This window comes from Geotalea uraniireducens Rf4, assembly GCF_000016745.1.
GTDB classification, from domain to species: domain Bacteria; phylum Desulfobacterota; class Desulfuromonadia; order Geobacterales; family Geobacteraceae; genus Geotalea; species Geotalea uraniireducens.
This window is the reverse complement of record NC_009483.1, coordinates 922,716-942,111: the sequence shown is the minus strand read 5'-3', so window position 1 is coordinate 942,111 and position 19,396 is coordinate 922,716. Positions and strand designations below refer to the sequence as shown.

The window sequence follows — 19,396 nt, the reverse complement described above, 5'->3', positions numbered from 1 at the left end:
TTCACATATTCACATTTACAAGCAAAAGAATATTCCAACTCTTGGAACCTGAAGAGAAGGATACGATTGAACCAACAAATTGATCTGACACGGAATCGTGCAGGTCATTTGCGAAGCCGAATTGGGCAGAAGCGACAAAGAAAGGCGACATCCGGGCAGTTCCAGGTTTGACGGCCGGAGACGTAGTTTTTTTCGAACTAAAGGATCGAGTATTTAAGCGTGATTAATTTCAAATTATTTTCGCCCCGTCGCGACCGCACAGCGGCCATGCCTTTCATCATGTTGACCGTGCTGATCGACATGGTGTCTATCGGTTTGATCATTCCCGTGTTGCCGTCGTTGGTCGGAAGTTTCACCGACTCACAAGCAAATCAGGCGTTCTGGTATGGCGTCGTGGTGTTCGCGTTCGGAATCGCGAATTTTTTCGCTTCGCCGATCCTCGGTGCGCTGTCCGACGCTTACGGTCGCCGCCCGTTGCTCTTGCTCGGTTTTTGCGGACTCGGCCTCAATTTTTTCGCAACAGGGCTCTCCACGGCGTTGTGGATGCTGATTGCGGTGCGGCTGGTGGGCGGTGCGATGCAGGCCAATGCGGCCGTGGCTAACGCGTATGTGGCGGATATCACCGTTCCCGAAGAGCGTGCCAGGCGTTTCGGCATGTTGGGCGCGATGTTCGGCGTTGGCTTCATCGTCGGGCCGGTGATGGGCGGGCTGCTGGGCGCAATCACCATACAGCTCCCGTTTTTCGTCGCCGGCGCCTTTGCAATGATTAACTGGCTCTACGGCTATTTTGTGTTACCCGAGTCGCTCCCTGCCGAGCGCCGGCGCCCATTCCACTGGCGGATGGCAAACCCGCTCGTGTCGCTACGCGCGCTGACCCGGCTGAGCGGTGTCGGCCGATTGGTCGCCGTGGTTGCGTTGAGCGGACTTGCCCAATTCGTGCTGTTCACCAGTTGGGTGTTGTACACGACCTTCAAGTTCGGCTGGGGACCGCGTGAAAACGGCTGGTCGCTCGCAGCGGTCGGCATCATGTCGTTGGTCGTGCAGGGTTTTCTGCTCGGACGGCTGCTGAAACGCTTTAGTCCGCGACGCCTTGTGGTTGCCGGACTGGCGTCGTCGTCGATCGCCTACATATTGTGGGGCATAGCCAACCAGGGCTGGATGATGTACGCAGTAATCTTCCTGAATCTGCTTAGCTATACGGTTACTGCGTCGCTGCAAAGCATAATTTCCAGCGCCGCCGACTCCCAAAGCCAGGGGCAGGCGTTGGGGGCGGTCAACTCCCTGAACAGCCTGATGGCGGTAGTGGCCCCCTTGTTCAGCACGCCGCTGCTTGCGACGGTTTCCCATTTGCAGCGCGGCGATTGGCGCATCGGCGCGCCGTTCTATTTTTGCGCCCTGCTTCAAGCCGCATCGCTGGCCTTGGCGTATTTTCATTTCCGCAGCGAGCACCATGCGACGCCCGCGACGGCGTCAGAAGTGCAGAGAGGCAGTGGGGGCAACCCTTGACATATGCATATAAAATACATACAATTAGGTAGGCCATGAAAATCACCTTTGACCCGAACAAGGCTGCAACCAACTATCGCAAACATGGGATCAGGTTTTCCGATGCCGAAACCGTGTTGTTTGACCCGATGGCCCTGACGCGCGAAGACAGGGACGCGGAAGGAGAGCAGAGATTCATATCAATTGGTTTGGATGCCACAGGAAGGCTTCTTGTTGTCATCTTCTCATACCGCGGTGAAGAAATCCGTATGATTTCGGCCCGTCCGGCAACCGCAAAAGAAAGGGAGTACTATGAAAGCTGAATACGATTTTTCCAAAGCAAAGCGTGGCGCTGTTGTGCCGCAAACCGGTAAGACACGGATTACCATTTATCTTGACGACGCCATTCTCGAGGAGTTCCGTGTTCGTGCAGATGCGGCAGGCAAAGGGTATCAGACATTGATTAATGATGCTTTGCGAGAGTACCTCTCGAAGGATTCAGGCAATCTTGAAGAGACCCTGCGCAAGGTTATCCGTGAAGAGATGGGGCGTGCTGCCTGAATTCTACTCCGAAAATGAAGCGCCATAAGTGGTCAGCGCTATAAGGGGTCTGCCCTTGACACGAGACAAAAGTAAAATTCGAGGTTCAAACCAAGAAGTTGGACCGGTCCGAAAAACAGTCTGGTCAACTCCCGCAGCTTGCAGGAGGATAAATAGGTTGGCTCAACAGGGACAATATGGCTTTCGAAACCTCAGGCGGCGAGCAGTTCTTTTAGAACTTCCGGTTTCTTGATGGCAATGGTGATGAGGGATTTCGCGGCGCCTGATGGCGTGCGACGGCCTTGCTCCCACTCCTGGAGGGTTCGGAGAGACACTCCCAGCAAATGAGCGAACTCGCTCTGAGAAAGGCCGATCTTGAGACGGGCCGCCGCAAGGGGAGAAACATCTATGGTGGAAACACGCCCGACCCTGCCAGCTTTTATGTCCCGCACAGCCTGGAGAAGTTCCTCGCCGATGTTACGTTTTGCATCGCGTTCGAGCAGTTCTTTTTCACTGAGTCGCATGTTCCATCTCCTCTTTGAGGGTTTTGAGAATCGTCCTCGTCGTCGGTCAGGTAATCATGAACCTGCTTCGTAAACAGCGGCGATTCGACAAAAGTTACCATGCACCGATTATACGGCAGTGACGTACAAAGTCAACCTGCAAATATAGGGAAAAATCTCGAAATCTCGGGTCAGGCTTGCAATGTTGCAAAATGGGATAAGAAAAAAATAGCTCAAAATTTTCTTTTCAAAGCCTCTTCTCCCTTCGCCATGAAATCCCACTCCAGCAAGGTTTCAAACGGCCCGGTTTATGCCGCTCCGTAGCTCTTTCCCTGAACCATCACACCACGTTCCGCATCACCGCAAAAAGCCGGTAAAAGACCAGGTCGATCTCCCCTGAAGCGTCGGCCTGTTCCTCGAACGATGCCCTCACCTCTTCCAAAACCAGCTCAATGAAATCTGCCGGTAGCGGCTCCGCATAGTACGACTGATTGAGAAAACCTGCGGCCGCGCCGGAGTTGAAGATGTCGATGGCTTTGTCCACGGTATAGCGCTGGTGCGTCTCGTCGATGCGACAGTGGGTGACGATGAAACCGGCCTGCTCGAACAGCGTCCGGTATTCGTGGATCGAATCGCGGAAGAACCAAGGAGAGCGGAATCCGGCAAACAGGGTGGCGAGCCGTGGCGCCCGGCGGCAGCGTGCGATGGCTGCGAGGAAGTTCGGGCAGAATCGGCTGGTGGCCGGGGCCTGTATCCCGACCTTCCCTCCCGGACGGAGCGCCTTCGCGAAGTTCGCCAGGGTGGCGGCCGGCTCCCGGAACCACTGGAAGACCGAGCTGCAAAAGATCAGGTCGAATTCGTTGTCGAACGGCAGCGCATCGCCGTCGGCCATGCGGAAATCGATATCCTGGCTGCCATAAAGGGCTTGGGCCTGCCGGATCATCCCCTCGGCCGGGTCGATGGCGACCACGCGGCCGGAGGTAATCTCGCGCAGCTCTGCCGTCAGGTTGCCGGTGCCGCAGCCGACATCGAGAATATCGGTATCGGGCGCGATCTCCAGTAGTTCGATAAGCTGTTTGCCCGCATTGGCCTGAACCAGGGACTTCTCTCTGTAGAAGGAGGCAATGGTGGAAAAATCGCTCATGGCTGTGCCTCTTGGTCAACGATCTCTTGTTTATGGGTACGGATCATATGCGTGCTCCTTTTCGTGTGGATATGAACAGTATAGTTGACTTTCATCTGGCTGTCTTACTATAGTATGCCAATGAATATCGCAAAACTGACAAGATTGCCGCCGGTGGAGCAGGGCTTTCTGCTGGATGCAAAGCTGCCGGTCATCTCGCTGGCAATTGAGGTGAGCCCCCTGAAGATGCAGGCGCGGGAGATCGGGAGTGCGGCGGTCCATGTCCATCCGCGGGGGCAACTGATCTACGCCAGCAGCGGGATGATGCGGGTTATCTGCAGCCGGGACGTCTGGGTGGTCCCCCCCTCTCAGGCGGTCTGGGTACCGCCCAATCAGGAGCACGAGGTCTATTTCCCCGGCGATACCGCCTTGCGCAGCCTGTTTGTCGATCCCTCGGCAGTAACCGGTCTGCCGCTGCAGTGCACAGTGCTGAAGGTTGCACCGCTTCTGCGCGAACTGATTTTGAGAGCGGTGCAGATCGGCAATAGCTACGCGCCGGATGGGGCAGAGTGGCGGGTGATGCAGGTGCTGCTGGATGAGTTGCGCATTGCCGAAGCGACGCCGCTGCGCCTGCCGATGGCGCGGGACGAGAGGGTGATGCGGGTGATTGACGCTCTGCTGAAGAGCCCCGGCGACAATCGCGGTCTCGATGCCTGGGGGAAGATTGCCGGGGCCAGTAGCCGCACCCTGGCACGGCTCTTCGTCAGCGAGACCGGACTGACCTTTGGGGGGTGGCGCAAGCGCCTCTTGCTGCACAAAGCGCTGGACCGGCTGGACCGGGGGGAGCAGGTGACGGGCATCGCCTTCGATCTGGGGTACCAGAGCCTGAGCGCCTTCATCGAGATGTTCCGCAAGGAGCTGGGAGTATCGCCGCGGCGTTATGCGCGCGTGAACCGGTCAATAACGAATTGAAAAGACCACAAGGTGCGGTGGTTGAGTAAAATTGAGTAATTTGAGACGCAATAATAGCAAGCACGGAATAGCGCACCCTCCGTTCAGGTGCTACAATGCTGTCATTAGTGAGTTAGAAATTATTTTCTGCGCTTTTCTGGCAGGAAATAACTTCGTTAACGCACTTATCCTGTTTATCAGGGTTCAGCAAGGATAGCAATCCGTATGCGCCCCAGATGCAGAATTCTTACTCGTTGACCATCATAAGGAGGATTCCATGGAGAAGATGGACTTAAAGAAAACGTTAAAACACCTATATCAGCCTTCGGCCAAGGAAATTGTCCGCGTCGATGTCCCGGAAATGAACTTCCTCATGGTTGATGGTGAGGGAGATCCAAACACCTCGCAATCATTCAGTGATGCGATCGAAGCTCTCTATCCGGTTTCCTACACGCTGAAGTTCATGGTCAAAAAAGGAGAGATGGGTGTCGACTATGCTGTATTGCCACTCGAAGCTCTTTGGTGGGCTGATGACATGTCCGCATTCAGTACAGGAAACAAGGATGTCTGGAAATGGACATTGATGATTATGCAACCGGAGTTCATTACGCGAGAAATGGTTAAAGAAGCAATGGAAGAAGTGGCAAGGAAGAAAAAGCCTGTTTCCCTGCCGTTGGTAAGGTTTGAATCTTTCAAGGAGGGAAAGGCCGCGCAAACAATGCATATTGGACACTTCTCAGAGGAAGGGCCAACCATTGAGAATGTGCATTTGTTCATAGAAAACAACGGCAGTCGCAGGGTTGGTAAACACCACGAAATATATTTAAGCGATTTAAGACGAGTAGCACCGGAAAAGTGGAAAATTATTGTCAGACAACCAATGTCATGATAACAACAAACTCGACGCTGATTGCGCCCTGCGGCTTTAGCTGCCGCCTCTGTCGAGCCTATGCAAGAGATAAGAAGGGCGGGCAAGCCGCTATGCTCTTAACCGTTCAAAACAGCATAAGGAGGCATCCTTGACCAACCACAGTGCATATCCGGAGGGAGAATTGCTTCTCCGTACCTCCCCGATGCCGAGTGACACAAACGCGAACGGCGACATCTTCGGCGGATGGATCATGTCGCAAATGGACATCGCCGGCGGCATGATGGCAATAGAAATTACCGGCGGCCGCGCAGTTACGATTGCGGTGGACGCCATGAAATTCATCAAGCCGGTAAGGGTCGGTGATGTTGTCTGCTGCTACGGTCAAGTTACGCGGATCGGGAACACATCCGTCACCATCAGGCTGGAGGTCTGGGTGAAGCCGGGTTTCCTGGAAATAAAGCTAGATAAGGAAAATGTATTTTCCATGGTCACGGAAGCCTCGTACACGTACGTGGCCGTTGACCATGAAGGGCGGAAACGACTGTTCCCGAAACCTGAGACGCCTGCTCCTTGACCGTTGCCGTCAAGGCCTTGATATTGACGAGCGCGGTCGATCTGCCCGATCCGCAGGCGGGAGAAGCCCCTCCCTTTAAGGCCGGGCCAGAGGCATCCCCCTGCCGAGGACTTCCAAGGTTTTCACTGCTTCATCCGAGCCCTGTTCAGCCGCTTTTACAAACCATTTGAAGGCTTCCTTACGGTTCTGTTTCACGCCGTAGCCATGGAAATACATGAGACCGAGATTGAACTGGGCCTGATCGAAGCCCTGTTCGGCGGCCTTGCGATACCATTTCACCGCCTCTTTCCTGTCCTGCTTGATCCCGTCCCCCTGGTCGTACATGTGCCCCAGGTTGAACTGGGCATCAACATCCCCTTGGTCGGCGGCCTTGCGGAACCACCGTGCAGCCGCCTTCTTGTCCTGCGGCACACCCGATCCGGCGTAATACATGAGTCCGAGATTGAACCGGGCTTCCGACACCCCCCGCTCGGCAGCCTTACGATACCATTTCACCGCCTCTTTCTTGTCCTGAAGGACACCATCACCCTTATCGTACAGGAAGCCGATCTTGAACTGGGCCTTGGCATGATTCTGCTCAGCGGCCCGGCGGAACCATCGCGCAGCCTCCTTTTTGTTTTGCTCGACCCCGTCCCCCTTGTCGTACATCATGGCGATGCTGAACTGGGCGCGCACGTTCCCCTGTTCGGCGGCCTTGAGATACCAGCGGGCCGCCTCTTTTTTATCCTGCACAACGCCTGCGCCTTTTTCGTATAGCTGAGCCAGGTTCAACTGGGCTGCGGCATTCCCCTGCTCGGCAGCCTTGCGATACCATTTATCGGCCTCCGTTTCGTCCTTCTTGACGCCATCACCCCTGGCATACATCTGCGCCAGATTGTACTGGGCGGCCGCATGTCCTTGTTCGGCGGCTTTACGATACCATCTGGCCGCCTCCTTCTTGTCCGCGGCAACATCCTCGCCGAGAGCGTACATGAGGCCAAGGGCAAACTGAGCCTTCGCCAAACCCTGTTCAGCAGCCTTGCGATACCATTTCATCGCCTCCCTGCTGTTCCGTTTATTGACCCCCTTCCCTTCCGCATACATGAGACCGAGGTTGAAAAGGGACCTGGCGCTGCCGTCTATCCTGTATTCACGCATGGCCGTGGCGTAGTCGCCATCATTGTATGCCCTTAAGCCCGCATCGAAATCCGCCCTGCCGGAAATAACCGATGCAACCAAGATGGAGACGAAGAGAATAACCGTAGTGCAATGTTTCATTACCACCCTCCACACCCTGCCGGATGAATTTTTTGTAACTATTGCAAATCGTCTGCTGATGGTCAACTACTAAATAACGCTTTTCCCCCGGTTTTCGTTTACAACGCCGGCCGCCCTCTGTGAATACAATGCCCCTTCCGAACCGACGCCCATAAAAATACTCAAATACTTATTGACATACTTAAATTATTTTTGTATTCGTTTCGTGCTACTTTTATATAATCCGTGTTACGACAAAAAGGAGGATATGACCATGCATATGGCAGACGCGCTTTTATCACCGGCGGTTGGGGGGACCATGTGGGCGGCTTCAGCCGGCACCATTGCCTATTGTTCAGCAAAAGTCGGTTCTGAGCTGGACGACCGCAAGGTGCCGCTCATGGGGGTGCTCGGAGCATTCCTCTTTGCCGCGCAGATGATCAACTTCACTATTCCGGCTACCGGTTCCAGCGGCCATTTGGGGGGAGGACTCCTGCTGACTATCCTTCTCGGCCCCTACGCCGCCTTCCTCACCATTGCGTCGGTCCTGGTCGTGCAGGCACTGTTTTTCGCCGATGGCGGCCTTTTGGCCCTGGGATGCAATATTTTCAATATGGGTTTTTTCCCGGCGTTCATCGCATACCCGTTCATCTACAAAAAAATAGTCGGCAACAATCCGAGCCAAACGCGTCTGACAGCGGCAACCATGATCGCGGCCGTTGTCGGATTACAGTTGGGGCCATTCGGCGTCGTCCTGGAAACTCTTTTCTCCGGTATCTCCGAACTGCCGTTCGCCACGTTCGTGCTCCTGATGCAGCCGATTCACCTGGCGATCGGAATTGTGGAAGGGTTTGTGACTGTCGCGGTGGTGTCTTTCGTGTACAAGGCCCGCCCAGAAATCCTCCAGGGCGCCATGGAAGCCCGCACTATCGGCAACCATCCGGTGCGCAACGTACTGCTGGCTTTCCTGGCCGCGGCCATCCTTACAGGTGGAATTGTCTCCTGGTTTGCCTCGAAAAACCCCGATGGCCTGGAATGGGCCATTGCCAAGGTAACGGGAAAAGAAGAGCTGAATGGTTCGGAGAAGGGACTTCACGGGACGTTGGCCGCACTGCAGCAAAAGACCGCCTTCCTGCCGGACTATGCATTCAGGAAGCCTGCTGAACGTGAGAATGCAGGGGGGAATCCTGAGGGTGGAAAGAAAATGAAAGGCGGGAGCAATCTTGGCACCAGCGTCGCGGGAATCATCGGCACACTGATGACTCTTGCGCTGTCGTTCTTCAGCGGCTTTCTCCTGAAAAAGCGGAAACAGGTGGCCTGATGAACCTGAACAGGAATAGTTGATCTTGAATGTGGGGCTGTCCGCTCACAAATTATATGCAATGGAGGAGTATATGAAAGGCAAGCAGCATGTTGCAGTCTGGTTATCGGTATTTATCTTTTTACTGTGTGCCGTATCGTCCGCATTTGCCATGCACCCGGAGCTTGTCCTGCCGGAAAAAGTCGCATCCGGCCATAAAGCCTGCCAGGAGATCATGCGTCTTGGCAAGAAGTATCAGGTCGAGGGGCTGTTCACCAAGGAGTTTGTCGAGGGTCAATGCCTGCTCAACCGCCTTGACGTTGCGGTGGCGGTGCAGCTGCTGACGGAAAAGATGGCCGAAAAGGCCGCCAGGGAAGGTGCCGGGGCGATTGACAGGGAAGACCTGGCCATTTTGAGCGATCTGAAGGAAGAGCTGCGGGGCGAGATGCTCCTCGCCCAGTCCCGCGCCTTCCAGACCCGTTACACCGAACTGGGGACAAACCTCCATGCCATCACCAGGAACATCACCATGAGCGGCGGGATGACCGGCGTGCTGCAGGGCTCCGCGGGCAATAAGCCGAAAGATTTCATCGATGCAGTGGGCAGGGCCGACCTGGTTTTCGACTTCAAGGTCGGGGAGAACACCATTGCGGTGATTGACGTGGAAGCCACCGGCGGCTCCGGCATCGATTCCCATATCGGTAATTATTCCATCCTCAATAACGTCCCGCTGGCTCCGACCGACACGGTACGCTTCCGAACCGCCTGGGTCGAGCACACGGCCATGAATGACCGGCTCATCTTCACGATCGGCAAGATCGGCTTGACCGACTATTTTGACAACAACAGCATTGCCAATAATGAGAACAGCCAGTTCCTGTCCGGTGCTTTCGTCAACTCGCCAGTCCTCGGTGCTCCGTCCTACGGACCGGGAATGCGTGTAAATGCAAGGCTGAGCGACCAGATTACCTTCGGCATCGGCTACGGCAGCGGCGACACCACGGCGGCCAACATCCTTGACCACGGCTACGGCATCGTGGAACTGGACTACAAGCAGAAGCTCGGGGAACTGGAGGGAAATTACCGGCTTTACGGCAGCCTGGACGGCTCCCTGCCTGGCGGACTCAAGCTTGTACAGGAGAACGCCTTCGGCTTCGGTGTGAGCATCGACCAGCAGATAAGCGAACAGATTACCCTTTTCGGCCGCTACGGCTGGCATGACGATGCTGCATATAAAACAAAATCCGCCTGGAGCGCCGGATTCCAGTATGCCGGCCCCATTCCGCAACGTAAGGATGACCTTGTCGGTTTCGGCTTCAGCCAGATCCTGGTCAACGGCGCTTCCGCCCAGGAGAAACTGATGGAGACATACTACAGGGTAAAGGTCAGCGACCAGATTGCGGTATCGCCCCATTTCCAGTATATGATCAACCCGCTGGCCGACAAAGTCGCAGACAATGTAGTTGTCATGGGATTGAGGACGCAAGTCATATTCTGAGTTGTTTTTATCCTGAGCTGACAGCGGAAACGGGTCGCGCAACTGTTGTTAATCTGTTTAAACAATAGCTGATTGACACATGATGTAGTGTTGTGCTAAAGAGATCATGCAATATTTAGTAAATATCAACAAAAACTGAATATCGGATCACGGTGCCCGCAAGGGCTTGATAGGGAAGAGGGGTGCCGCTCAAACCGAGCCATTCCCCCGCGGACCCGCCGCTGTAAGCGAGGACGAAGGGCATTATGTCACTGGTCGAAAGACCGGGAAGGCGCCCGGAGGATGAATCGCGAGCCAGAAGACCTGCCATGATCTTAGCACTCAACAATTCCCCGTGGTAAAGGGAGAGTGAAACCATTATCAGACTTTGAATACGAAAAGTCCGCATATTGCTTCGGCATATGCGGACTTTTTTTGTGCCTTTTTCAAACGGATGGAGTCGAGGAAGAGGGGTGCAACTCCCCCGCTGCCCCGCAGCCGTAATGGGAACGAAAGCCCATCGCCGCAAGGCGAAACAGCCACTGGGAAAAATCCTGGGAAGGCGGGCAAGTAGGAAGCCCTGAGCCGGAATACCGCTCCAGCCGAAATACTCGCGGGAGAAAATCATGAAGAGAAAAAAAGTCGTAACGTTGGCAGGGATTTTGTCGGGCTGCCTGCTGGGGAGCGCCGCCATCGGGGCGGAACCGCCAGGCAACGCGGCAGGAAGCGAAACCAGGCTGGAGCAGATCGTGGTCACAGCCACCAGGACCGAGCAAGATCTGGAGTCCGCCCCCGGCAGTGTCTCCGTTGTAACAAAGGAGGAGATAGATAAGCGGAATATTACCACGGTGGATGAGGCGATCAACATCATACCCGGTGTGATTACGACCCGCGGCAAAGGGATGATGGACCGGATGTCGGCCATTACCCTGCGGGGTATTCCGGGGCAGTCCCGCACACTGGTGATGCTGGACGACATCACCCTCAACAGCCCCTATGCAGGATCGGTATTCTCTGTGGGGATAGCACCGGGCAGTCTCGAACAGATCGAGGTGGTCAAGGGACCGGCCTCCAGCCTCTACGGCGGTTATGCCATGGGAGGTGTGGTTAATCTGATTACCCAGATGCCGGAAAAACGGGAATTTACCCTTACCGGTGGCTATGGTTCTGCCCTAGACAGCGGCAACGGTATGGAGAACTCCCGCCGCGTGGCGGTTTCCTACGGCGACAAGTTTCTGGGGAAATTTAAGGTCTATCTGCATAACGACTATGTAGGCACGAACGGCTACCGCAGCGACTTCAACGTCCAGAGCAGCCAGCCGACCGCCGGAATAACCGGCTACAGTAACACTACCGACTACAGCGGAGCAGCCCGCTACCGGATCGGCGACAAGGGTAAAAACGGCACCTGGCAGGACAACCTTACTGTCAAGACAGAATACGAGTTTTCTCCGGACACCAGAGTCAGGTTCACCTTCCTGAAGTCAAGCGGTGAATATTTCTATGATGACCCGGCAACCTATCTGCGCAACAGCTCCGGTGCCGAGGTCTGGACCTACGGCACGGTACGGGAAGCCTCCTTCCTGGGAGCAAACGGTGGCAGCGACCAGTATCTGTACGGCCTGGCCGCCGAAACAGCATTTTCTCCGGTCAAACTTAAACTGAACCTCGGCTATCTGTATCAGGCCAGCAGTTGGGGCTCCACCCCCACCTCGGCAGCTCCACCCAACAGCGCCACCCGAAGCGGTGGCCCGGGCAAACTGTCCGATACCCCGGCCGGGGCGATCAACGCCGATCTTCAGGCATCCCTGCCGCTGCTGGATCGCCACCTTCTGACCTTCGGCGGCGCCTTCCGTAGCGGTTGGGCCCATTCCAAGGAGCATACCCTCACCAACTGGCAGGATGAAAATTCTACAGCGGCCATGACCTACAAATCCAAGGGAACCGACCGGACCTTCGCCCTGTTCGCCCAGGACGAGATCATGCTGCTGGACAAACTGACCCTATTCTTCGGCTTCCGGCAGGACTGGTGGGAAACCTTTGACGGCTACGCCAATCAGGTTGGAAGCAGTGGCTATCCCAAAAATTATGATTCCCGCAGCGCCTCTTCCTTTAGCCCCAAAGGGGCCATCGTGTATAAACCGTTCGACCAGACCACCCTCAAACTCTCCGGCGGCAAGGCGTTCCGCGCTCCCACCGCATATGATCTCTACCGCACCTGGACGACTTCCAGCGGAATAACCTATGCCGGAAATCCTGATCTGAAGCCGGAAACAACCATCTCTTGGGATGCCGGTGTCAGCCAGGGTCTCTGGGAGGGAGCCAGGGTTTCGGCCACCTATTTTGAAAACTACATCAGCGACCTGATCTACAGTACATCAACCACGGCAACCTGGAAGGACAAGGTCAACGCCGGCAAGGCGGAAAGCAAAGGGGTGGAGCTGGAGGCGGAACAGAAATTCGGCAAGCAGCTCAGACTGTTTGCCAACTACACCTATTCCGATGCCACCATCAAGGAAAACAGCGCAGCCCCCGCCTCTACCGGCAAACGGATGACCGATGTACCGGAACATATGTTCAATGTCGGCGCCGATTTGGAATACGGCGACTTCGGAGCGTTGGCCACCGGTCGCTATGTGGGCAAGCGCTATGGCAACGACACCAACATCGATACGGTCAACGGCGTTCAGGGGAGTTACGACCCCTATTTCACCGTTGACCTGAAACTGCGCTACAGGATCACTTCATGGGCTACTGCTTCACTATCCGTCTCCAATCTGCTTGATGAACACTACTACTCATACTATCTGGCGCCGGGACGCTCAGCATACGGCGAGTTGAGTTTCAAATTCTGATACGGGAGTTTATATGGATCTGAATATAGCGCTCTGGGTCGGCGGCACCCTCTTCAGTCTGGGAATCTTTGCCGTCAAGGTCGGCGCTGGCTTGGGATACGGGCAGGTTTCCCGAAAAGGGGTAGCGTTCACCATCGGCCTCTATCTGGCGCTCTTTGAGCTGATCGCCCTCCTGGCCGAGCGCCTGTTGCCGCTGCTTGAACCTCTGCTGAAAGGAGGGCGCTGGCTGCACATGGTTATGGCCATGGGCATGATCCTCTGGGGGCTTTTTATCATCAAGAGACAGGGGGGAACATCCCCTCACGATTCTCCCTTGGCACTGTTGATCCCCTGCCCGGTCTGCCTGACCGCCATGACCTTCTCGACCTGGAGCGCCCTCAACAGCCTCCCGCTGCTCCCCTGGGCGGTTGGCTTGGTGCTGGGCGGGGTTTTCAGCAGCATGACGCTGGTGGTGATGATTGTCTCCAGAACCGGATCTAATCGCCGTTCACTCCCCTCCCTGGGGCTGGTCATGATCACGATCGGACTTTATTTCATCGCCTCCCTCTTTCTGCCGACCAAAGTTGAGCAGGCCAAAGGGATGTACAGCTCATTTCTCAAGGAGCTGCCGCCTGTTGCCGGAAACGGCACAGGCGGCATGTTTCTGTTGGGGCTGCTGCTGACAGCGTTGTTGGTCGGCTTTTTTACACACAAAGGAGGTAACAAATGAACATATTGGCTGGTCTTGAAACCGTCCTGTATCTGATTTCGTCGGTTCTGCTGTTTCCGGTGGTTGCCGGGCTGGTGCTTTTGGTTGGATGGGTCACCATCTTCATTGGCGGATTTCTGCGGGAGTGGCTGGAACGGCGACAGGGGGTATCCACCCCGCTGGAACGCTACCGGGCACGCTTGACCGCAGCACTGGCGGACGCACCTGAGAAGTCCAATCTGGATATCGCCATGGAGCGTCTCCTGCAAACGGCCGAGCTGGCCCTGGTCAAATCCCTGGACAAGATCCGCTTCGTGATCCGGGTCGGTCCAGCTCTTGGTTTGATGGGAACCCTGATTCCGATGGGGATATCCCTCTCTTCGCTGGCGCAGGGGGATATGCCCAAGATGGCCGGAAGTATGGTGACCGCCTTTACCACCGTTGTCGTCGGTCTGGCCTGTAGCGTCGTAGCCTACCTGATGTCGCTGGTGAAGGAAAAATGGGTGCGGGCCGACATGCGAGAAATGGAATACCAGACCGAGTTGATGCTCAGGAGATATACCAGCAGTCGCCCACTGTCGGCCAGGGAGGAAGAAGGCGATGAGATTTCTTAAACGGCGCAACCGCTTTGAAAAATATGATGAGCCGCTGGAAGATCCAATCGCCGGAGTGGCCAACCTGTTCGACGTCAGCGTGGTCTTTATCGTCAGCATGATGATCGCCCTGTTCATGGCCTACAACATGCTCGACCTGATGGACCCGAAATCGGAGGTAACCATCACCAAAAAGACCGCCAACGGTGGAATCGAGGTCATCACCAAGAAGGGCAAAGAGATCAAGGTGCGCAAGGTGGCGGACAAGCGGCTTTCCGGCGAAGGGGAACGGCTGGGCACTGCGTATCAACTGAAAGACGGGAAGGTGATCTATGTGCCGGAATAGCCTGTTTGCCACGATCCTGAAAGCTGCTTCGGCAATAGTTCTGCTACTGGCGCTTCCTCTTGCCGCCCTGGCTGCGGAAACGCCGCTCACGGTTAGGCTGATGCTTGGCGATTACAACTCCCGTCTGGCGGTACAGGCGGTTCACGCCATCACGTTGAAACATCCGGAACTAGCACACCAGGTAACGTTTGAGGTGGTTACCAAGGCGGGGCTTGAGCGCGAAAACGGAGCAAAGGCACACTATCCCGCCGGATCAAAAGGTTTCGGCATTGTCCATATCATGGATCGACGTTTTCTCGAATTGCTGAAGCCATCCATCCTCACCATGCAGCAGGCCGGGATGAATGTGTATGCCGTGGGTGGGATGTTCAGCAAGGACGACAGCGCCCTCGGCCTGAAAAACGACTCCATCGTTAGCCGTTATCAACAAGAGGGAGGGTTGGAAAATGCTGTTAACATGATCCTCTCGCTGCTGAAACGGGAGTGCGGCATCGCGGTTGAGTATCAAGAACCTCAGGGAGTTCCCGCTTTCGGCTTATATCTCAAAGATGGCAAGCGTACCGTTGAAACATTTGCCGACTACCTGAAGCTGTATCGCCACCGCCCCGGCCCCTGGATCGGCATCCCTTTTTACCGGAACCTGGTGGATAACGACGACACCGCGCTGCTCGACAGCCTGATCGCTTCGCTGGAACGCAAGGGAATGAATGTCCTGCCGGTCTACGGCTACCCCTCGGAACTGTCGGTGGAAAAGTATTTTTTTGACGAAACCGGAAAAAGCAGAGTGCAGGCGGTGATCGGCGTATCGCTCAAAGTCGGCATCACACCACAGCGGGCGGTGCCGATTCTGACCCGCCTTGGTGTGCCGGTGATCGATGCCGTTACCCTGCACTCCCAGTCACGGGAAGAGTGGGAAAAATCCCCGGTCGGGCTGGACATCTTCGAGCGCAGCTCAACCATCGGACTGCCGGAAATGGCCGGTATCATTCAGCCGACGGTGGTCTCCTCGAAAGAGCGGGGCGTTGACCCCGCCACCGGACTGGAATACATGGAGACCCGCCCTATCCCGGAGCGGATCGAACGGCTGACTGAACGGGTTAAACGCTGGCTGACGCTGCAACAGAAACCGAACAGCGACAAGAATATCGGCATCATCTACTACAACTACCCGCCGGGGAAACAGAATATCGGTGCTGCCTACCTGAATGTGCTGCCGGAAAGCCTCTTTGAGATATTCAGCAGGTTGAAACGCGAAGGCTATACCACAGGAAACGAAGAGATCTCCAAAGAGAAGCTGTTTGAAGAGGTGCATGCCTTTGGGCGCAATATCGGCAACTGGGCTCCGGCGGAGATTGACAGGTTGGCCCGCAGCGGCCGGGCGGTGTTGATCCCGATGGCGGTTTACAAAAGCTGGTTCATGGAGCTGCCGAAAAACTTCCGCAAGGATGTGGTGAAAAGCTGGGGCGAGCCGGATGACGCCGCCATCATGACCTGGCGCGACCCGAACGGGAAAAAGTTTATCGTGCTGCCGGGGGTCAAATACGGCAACATTCTGTTCACACCGGAGCCGTCGCGCGGATTGGAACAGGATGTCAAAAAGCTCTTTCATGATATCCACACTCCGCCCCATCACCAGTATATCGCCTTTCATCTCTGGCTGAAACGCGGCTTCAAGGCCGACGCCGTGGCCCATATCGGCACCCATGGCACCCAGGAATGGCTCACCGGCAAAGAGGTCGGCTTCACACAGGAAGATCCGCCGGAACTGCTGATTCAGGACCTTCCCAATATCTACCCCTACATCGTGGATGATGTGGGCGAAGGGCTCCAGGCCAAGCGGCGCGGCATGGCGGTGGTGATTGATTATATGACTCCCCCCTTTGACAAGGCCGGTATCAACCGCGAATTGAAGGAGCTGGCGGCGCTGATCAGCGATTACAACGATGCCAAAGAGAAGTCACCCCAACTGGCGGGCAGCAAGCTGGAGGAGATCAACCGGCTGGCCCGCAAGGGGGGCATCCTGACGGACCTGAAACTGTCGGCCATCACCACTATGGAACAGGTGGAGGAACTGGACGACTACATCAGGGAGATCGGCGAGAAGATTACCCCCTTTGGGCTGCATACTTTCGGCAAATCGCCGGATGGGAAGTATCTGAAAAGCACCGCCGAGGCGATTATCGCCATTGAGAAAAGTCTGAAATCTGAAGAACGTCAGAAGCGTATCGCCGCCCTGGAAGCGGCAATCGCCGCCAGCGGCCCCCGTGAACTCGATTCTTTTGTGGCCGCCCTGGCGGGGAAATACATCCCGTCCGGCACCGGCAACGATCCGATTCGCAATCCGGACTCACTCCCCACCGGCAAGAACTTCTATGCGTTTGATCCGACCCGTGTCCCCTCTCCGGGCACCTATGCGACCGGAACAAAACTGGCCCAGGAGCTGATCGAGGGGTACAAAAAGCGCCATGAAGCATACCCCGACAAACTGACCTTCAATATCTGGGCTACTGAAACCATCCGTCATGAAGGGGTGATGGAGTCACAGATCATGTATCTGATGGGGGTACGCCCCCAGTGGGACGAGCGGGGACGGGTCAAGGGGGTCGAGCCGATTCCGAGGCAAGAGCTGGGGCGTGGCCGGATTGACGTCACCATCGTTCCTTCCGGCCTGTACCGCGACCTGTTCGCCAACCTGATGGCGCTCTTGGACAGCGCGGTGACGGTTGCACGTGATCAGGATGAAGAAGATAACCTGATCAGATCCAATACCAGACGTACCAAGCAGATATTACTCGATAAAGGTATGGCGGAGGAAAAGGCCGGTCGGCTGGCATCGGTGCGCATATTTACCGAACCACCCGGCACGTACGGCACCGGCTTAGACAAGGTGATCGTTGCTTCCGACAAGTGGGATAACGAAAAACAGGTGGTAGACGTCTATTTCATGCGCATGGGTCATCCCTTTGGCCAAGGTTTCTGGGGCGAAAAGGTGGAACATAAGGGGCAGGAGATCGGCACGGCGCTGTTCAAAAACGCCCTCACCGGCAGCAAGATTGCAATCCACAGCCGTTCCACCAACACCATCGGCATACTGGATACGGACGACTTCTACCAGTATCTGGGGGGCACCGCCATGGCGGTCCGCGCCGTGAACGGCGCGACTCCCGAGGTTTACGTCACCGACATGACCAATCCGAACAAGGCAAAACAGGAAACATTGGAGAAAGTGATGGGGCAGGAGATGCGTTCCCGCTATCTCAATCCGGAGTGGATCAAGGCCATGATGAAGGATGGGTACGCCGGAGCGCGCTTCATCGACAAGGTGACGGAACATCTTTGGGGATGGCAGGTGACGGTGCCGGAGACGGTGGACAGCGCCAAGTGGCAGGAGATGCATGAAACATATGTGCTTGACAGAAACGGTCTGGGAATCAAGGACATGTTCCGCCAGGCCAAGAATATGTGGGCCTACCAGTCTGTCGTCGCACGTATGCTGGAGACAGTGCGCAAGCAGTACTGGAAGCCGGATCAGAAAATAGTCGAGAAACTGGCCGAGGAATACGCCAAATCGGTTCAAGAGGTCGGTCTTGCCTGTTGCGACCATACCTGCAACAACCCGCAGTTGACGAAGTTCACAACCACAACCCTGTTATCGGTGCCGGGGCTGAAATCGCTGGTTTCCGGTTTCGAGCAAGCGCTACAGAACATGAAACAGCCCGATGCCGGGAAGAACGGCAAACAGGGACGGCAGCAGGCGGCGCAGAAGTCTGCGCAGCAGGCCGCAACCCAAGGGACGAGCGGCAAAGCGACGCAGGGCAAACAGGTTGAAGGGTTTGAAATGCAGGAAAGCGGTAAACCGGCGGCCGGCGCGGCATCGGCCCCGATCCCCTGGTTGTTCATACTGGGATTTATTGTCGTGCTGGGGCTGGTGGCAACAGGTTTCCGGAAAAACAGATGATCGGAGAACCTATTGTATGCCCCGTCTACAGACAGCAAGGAGTGATGCACATATGGCTAAATGGTGTATGGCCTCTCTCGCCGTGCATCTGGGGATGCTGGCACTGATGCTGGAATTTACTGTAAACAGAGTCAAGCACACCCCGCCGGTCAGCATTGATTTTACCCTCGGCTCATCTCCGCGTCCTGAGCAGCTCCGGGGAAAATCAACGCCGCCGGTTGCCGCTCCCAAACAGCCGATTGCCCCCCAAAAGCTGCCGGCTGTCGCAGCGCAGCCGACACCACGAAAGCAGGCGCAGACACAACCGGAGTCTCAGCCGACCCCGGTTGTCAGCCAGAATGCAGCACCGACACCATCTGCACCTCTGGCTAGCAGAACTGTAACGGAAAATGTGTCCAGGCAGGTTTCCACAAACCAGGGGATACCAGTTGTCGCTGCTGCGCCACGGACAGCACAGACAAGTGGTGGCGGGATGACTCCTGAAAAGGCCCAGCAAAGATATCTCAATGAGCATTTTACTTATATCCGCGACCTGATCGTAAAACGGCTCTCTTATCCTCTGGTAGCCAGACGGATGGGGTGGAGCGGCAGAGTAGTGCTTGTGTTCATAGTCGCTGAAGACGGCAGCGTCCGCTCTATTCAAGTCAAAGAGAGCAGTGGCTATCCTGCGCTGGATAACAGTGCCATGGAAACGGTCAAAAGCGTTGCACCCTTCCCGAGACCACCCGCGGCTGCAGAGATCGTCATGCCGGTACAGTTCCAACTGCGGTAGGCACAGATATGGATGAACGTCAAGCTCCTTTAGTTCCCTGGCCCGCTTCAACCTCAGGGAATTGCAGGAGATGAATGTTGTGCCAGGAAAGGAGGTGTAGGCATGAAACGATATCAGAACCTGT

17 protein-coding genes and 2 riboswitches are annotated in these 19,396 nt (G+C 55.8%); of the genes, 14 read left to right on the top strand and 3 right to left on the bottom strand.

All coding sequences use genetic code 11. The features are described from left to right. Positions 1 to 219 precede the first annotated feature (219 nt). From GURA_RS04015 to GURA_RS04005, 3 genes are read left to right on the top strand one after another with little or no spacing between them, the layout of a single operon-like run. Positions 220 to 1,506 carry an MFS transporter gene (locus tag GURA_RS04015; RefSeq protein WP_198134519.1) on the top strand — a complete coding sequence of 429 codons (1,287 nt, stop codon included), beginning with the start codon at positions 220 to 222 and terminating at the stop codon, positions 1,504 to 1,506. Positions 1,507 to 1,541: 35 nt separating this feature from the next. Further along, positions 1,542 to 1,808: a BrnT family toxin gene (locus GURA_RS04010; RefSeq protein WP_011937720.1), complete on the top strand. Its 267-nt coding sequence runs from the start codon at positions 1,542 to 1,544 to the stop codon at positions 1,806 to 1,808. Further along, the gene (locus tag GURA_RS04005) at positions 1,798 to 2,046 is read left to right on the top strand and encodes a BrnA antitoxin family protein (protein ID WP_011937719.1); all 249 of its coding nucleotides are present in this window, start codon (positions 1,798 to 1,800) and stop codon (positions 2,044 to 2,046) included. The genes GURA_RS04010 and GURA_RS04005 overlap by 11 nt, the downstream gene beginning before the upstream one ends. A 191-nt stretch (positions 2,047 to 2,237) precedes the next feature. On the opposite strand, the gene GURA_RS04000 is transcribed toward GURA_RS04005, so the two are convergent. Then, entirely contained in the window at positions 2,238 to 2,549 is a 312-nt protein-coding gene (locus tag GURA_RS04000) for a helix-turn-helix domain-containing protein (RefSeq protein WP_011937718.1), read from the bottom strand. A gap of 319 nt (positions 2,550 to 2,868) precedes the next feature. Then, positions 2,869 to 3,672 carry a class I SAM-dependent methyltransferase gene (locus GURA_RS03995; protein WP_011937717.1) on the bottom strand — a complete coding sequence of 268 codons (804 nt, stop codon included), beginning with the start codon at positions 3,670 to 3,672 and terminating at the stop codon, positions 2,869 to 2,871. A 120-nt stretch (positions 3,673 to 3,792) separates the two neighbouring features. On the opposite strand from GURA_RS03995, the gene GURA_RS03990 reads away from it, so the two are divergent. From GURA_RS03990 to GURA_RS03980, 3 genes are all read left to right on the top strand, one after another. Next, entirely contained in the window at positions 3,793 to 4,623 is an 831-nt protein-coding gene (locus tag GURA_RS03990; RefSeq protein ID WP_198134518.1) for an AraC family transcriptional regulator, read from the top strand. Between the two features lie 256 nt (positions 4,624 to 4,879). Then, on the top strand, positions 4,880 to 5,491 hold the full coding sequence (locus tag GURA_RS03985) for a GyrI-like domain-containing protein (protein ID WP_011937715.1): 612 nt from the start codon (positions 4,880 to 4,882) through the stop codon (positions 5,489 to 5,491). 130 nt (positions 5,492 to 5,621) lie between these two features. Continuing rightward, complete coding sequence (locus tag GURA_RS03980; RefSeq protein ID WP_011937714.1) at positions 5,622 to 6,047, top strand: acyl-CoA thioesterase; 426 nt, start codon at positions 5,622 to 5,624, stop codon at positions 6,045 to 6,047. A 75-nt stretch (positions 6,048 to 6,122) separates the two neighbouring features. On the opposite strand, the gene GURA_RS03975 is transcribed toward GURA_RS03980, so the two are convergent. Then, a complete protein-coding gene (locus tag GURA_RS03975) occupies positions 6,123 to 7,304 on the bottom strand; it encodes an SEL1-like repeat protein (RefSeq protein ID WP_011937713.1) in 1,182 nt (393 codons plus the stop codon). A gap of 253 nt (positions 7,305 to 7,557) precedes the next feature. On the opposite strand from GURA_RS03975, the gene GURA_RS03970 reads away from it, so the two are divergent. The 8 genes from GURA_RS03970 (at position 7,558) to GURA_RS22640 (ending at position 19,272) form a co-directional block, all read left to right on the top strand. After that, a complete protein-coding gene (locus tag GURA_RS03970) occupies positions 7,558 to 8,604 on the top strand; it encodes an energy-coupling factor ABC transporter permease (RefSeq protein WP_011937712.1) in 1,047 nt (348 codons plus the stop codon). A gap of 73 nt (positions 8,605 to 8,677) precedes the next feature. After that, a complete protein-coding gene (locus GURA_RS03965; protein WP_011937711.1) occupies positions 8,678 to 10,081 on the top strand; it encodes a carbohydrate porin in 1,404 nt (467 codons plus the stop codon). A 133-nt stretch (positions 10,082 to 10,214) separates the two neighbouring features. Beyond that, positions 10,215 to 10,406, top strand: a riboswitch (cobalamin riboswitch). Between the two features lie 94 nt (positions 10,407 to 10,500). Further along, positions 10,501 to 10,675, top strand: a riboswitch (cobalamin riboswitch). Positions 10,676 to 10,686: 11 nt separating this feature from the next. After that, the gene (locus GURA_RS03955; RefSeq protein WP_011937710.1) at positions 10,687 to 12,915 is read left to right on the top strand and encodes a TonB-dependent receptor; all 2,229 of its coding nucleotides are present in this window, start codon (positions 10,687 to 10,689) and stop codon (positions 12,913 to 12,915) included. A gap of 13 nt (positions 12,916 to 12,928) precedes the next feature. Then, positions 12,929 to 13,624: a DUF2162 domain-containing protein gene (locus tag GURA_RS03950; RefSeq protein ID WP_011937709.1), complete on the top strand. Its 696-nt coding sequence runs from the start codon at positions 12,929 to 12,931 to the stop codon at positions 13,622 to 13,624. After that, a complete protein-coding gene (locus GURA_RS03945) occupies positions 13,621 to 14,217 on the top strand; it encodes a MotA/TolQ/ExbB proton channel family protein (RefSeq protein WP_011937708.1) in 597 nt (198 codons plus the stop codon). The genes GURA_RS03950 and GURA_RS03945 overlap by 4 nt, the downstream gene beginning before the upstream one ends. Continuing rightward, positions 14,204 to 14,542 carry a DUF2149 domain-containing protein gene (locus GURA_RS03940; RefSeq protein WP_011937707.1) on the top strand — a complete coding sequence of 113 codons (339 nt, stop codon included), beginning with the start codon at positions 14,204 to 14,206 and terminating at the stop codon, positions 14,540 to 14,542. Before GURA_RS03945 ends, GURA_RS03940 begins: the two co-directional genes overlap by 14 nt. Next, positions 14,529 to 18,500, top strand: coding sequence for a cobaltochelatase subunit CobN (locus GURA_RS03935; RefSeq protein ID WP_011937706.1), 3,972 nt, complete (start codon positions 14,529 to 14,531; stop codon positions 18,498 to 18,500). Before GURA_RS03940 ends, GURA_RS03935 begins: the two co-directional genes overlap by 14 nt. A gap of 52 nt (positions 18,501 to 18,552) precedes the next feature. Beyond that, positions 18,553 to 19,272: an energy transducer TonB gene (locus GURA_RS22640; protein WP_049818878.1), complete on the top strand. Its 720-nt coding sequence runs from the start codon at positions 18,553 to 18,555 to the stop codon at positions 19,270 to 19,272. Positions 19,273 to 19,396 lie beyond the last annotated feature (124 nt).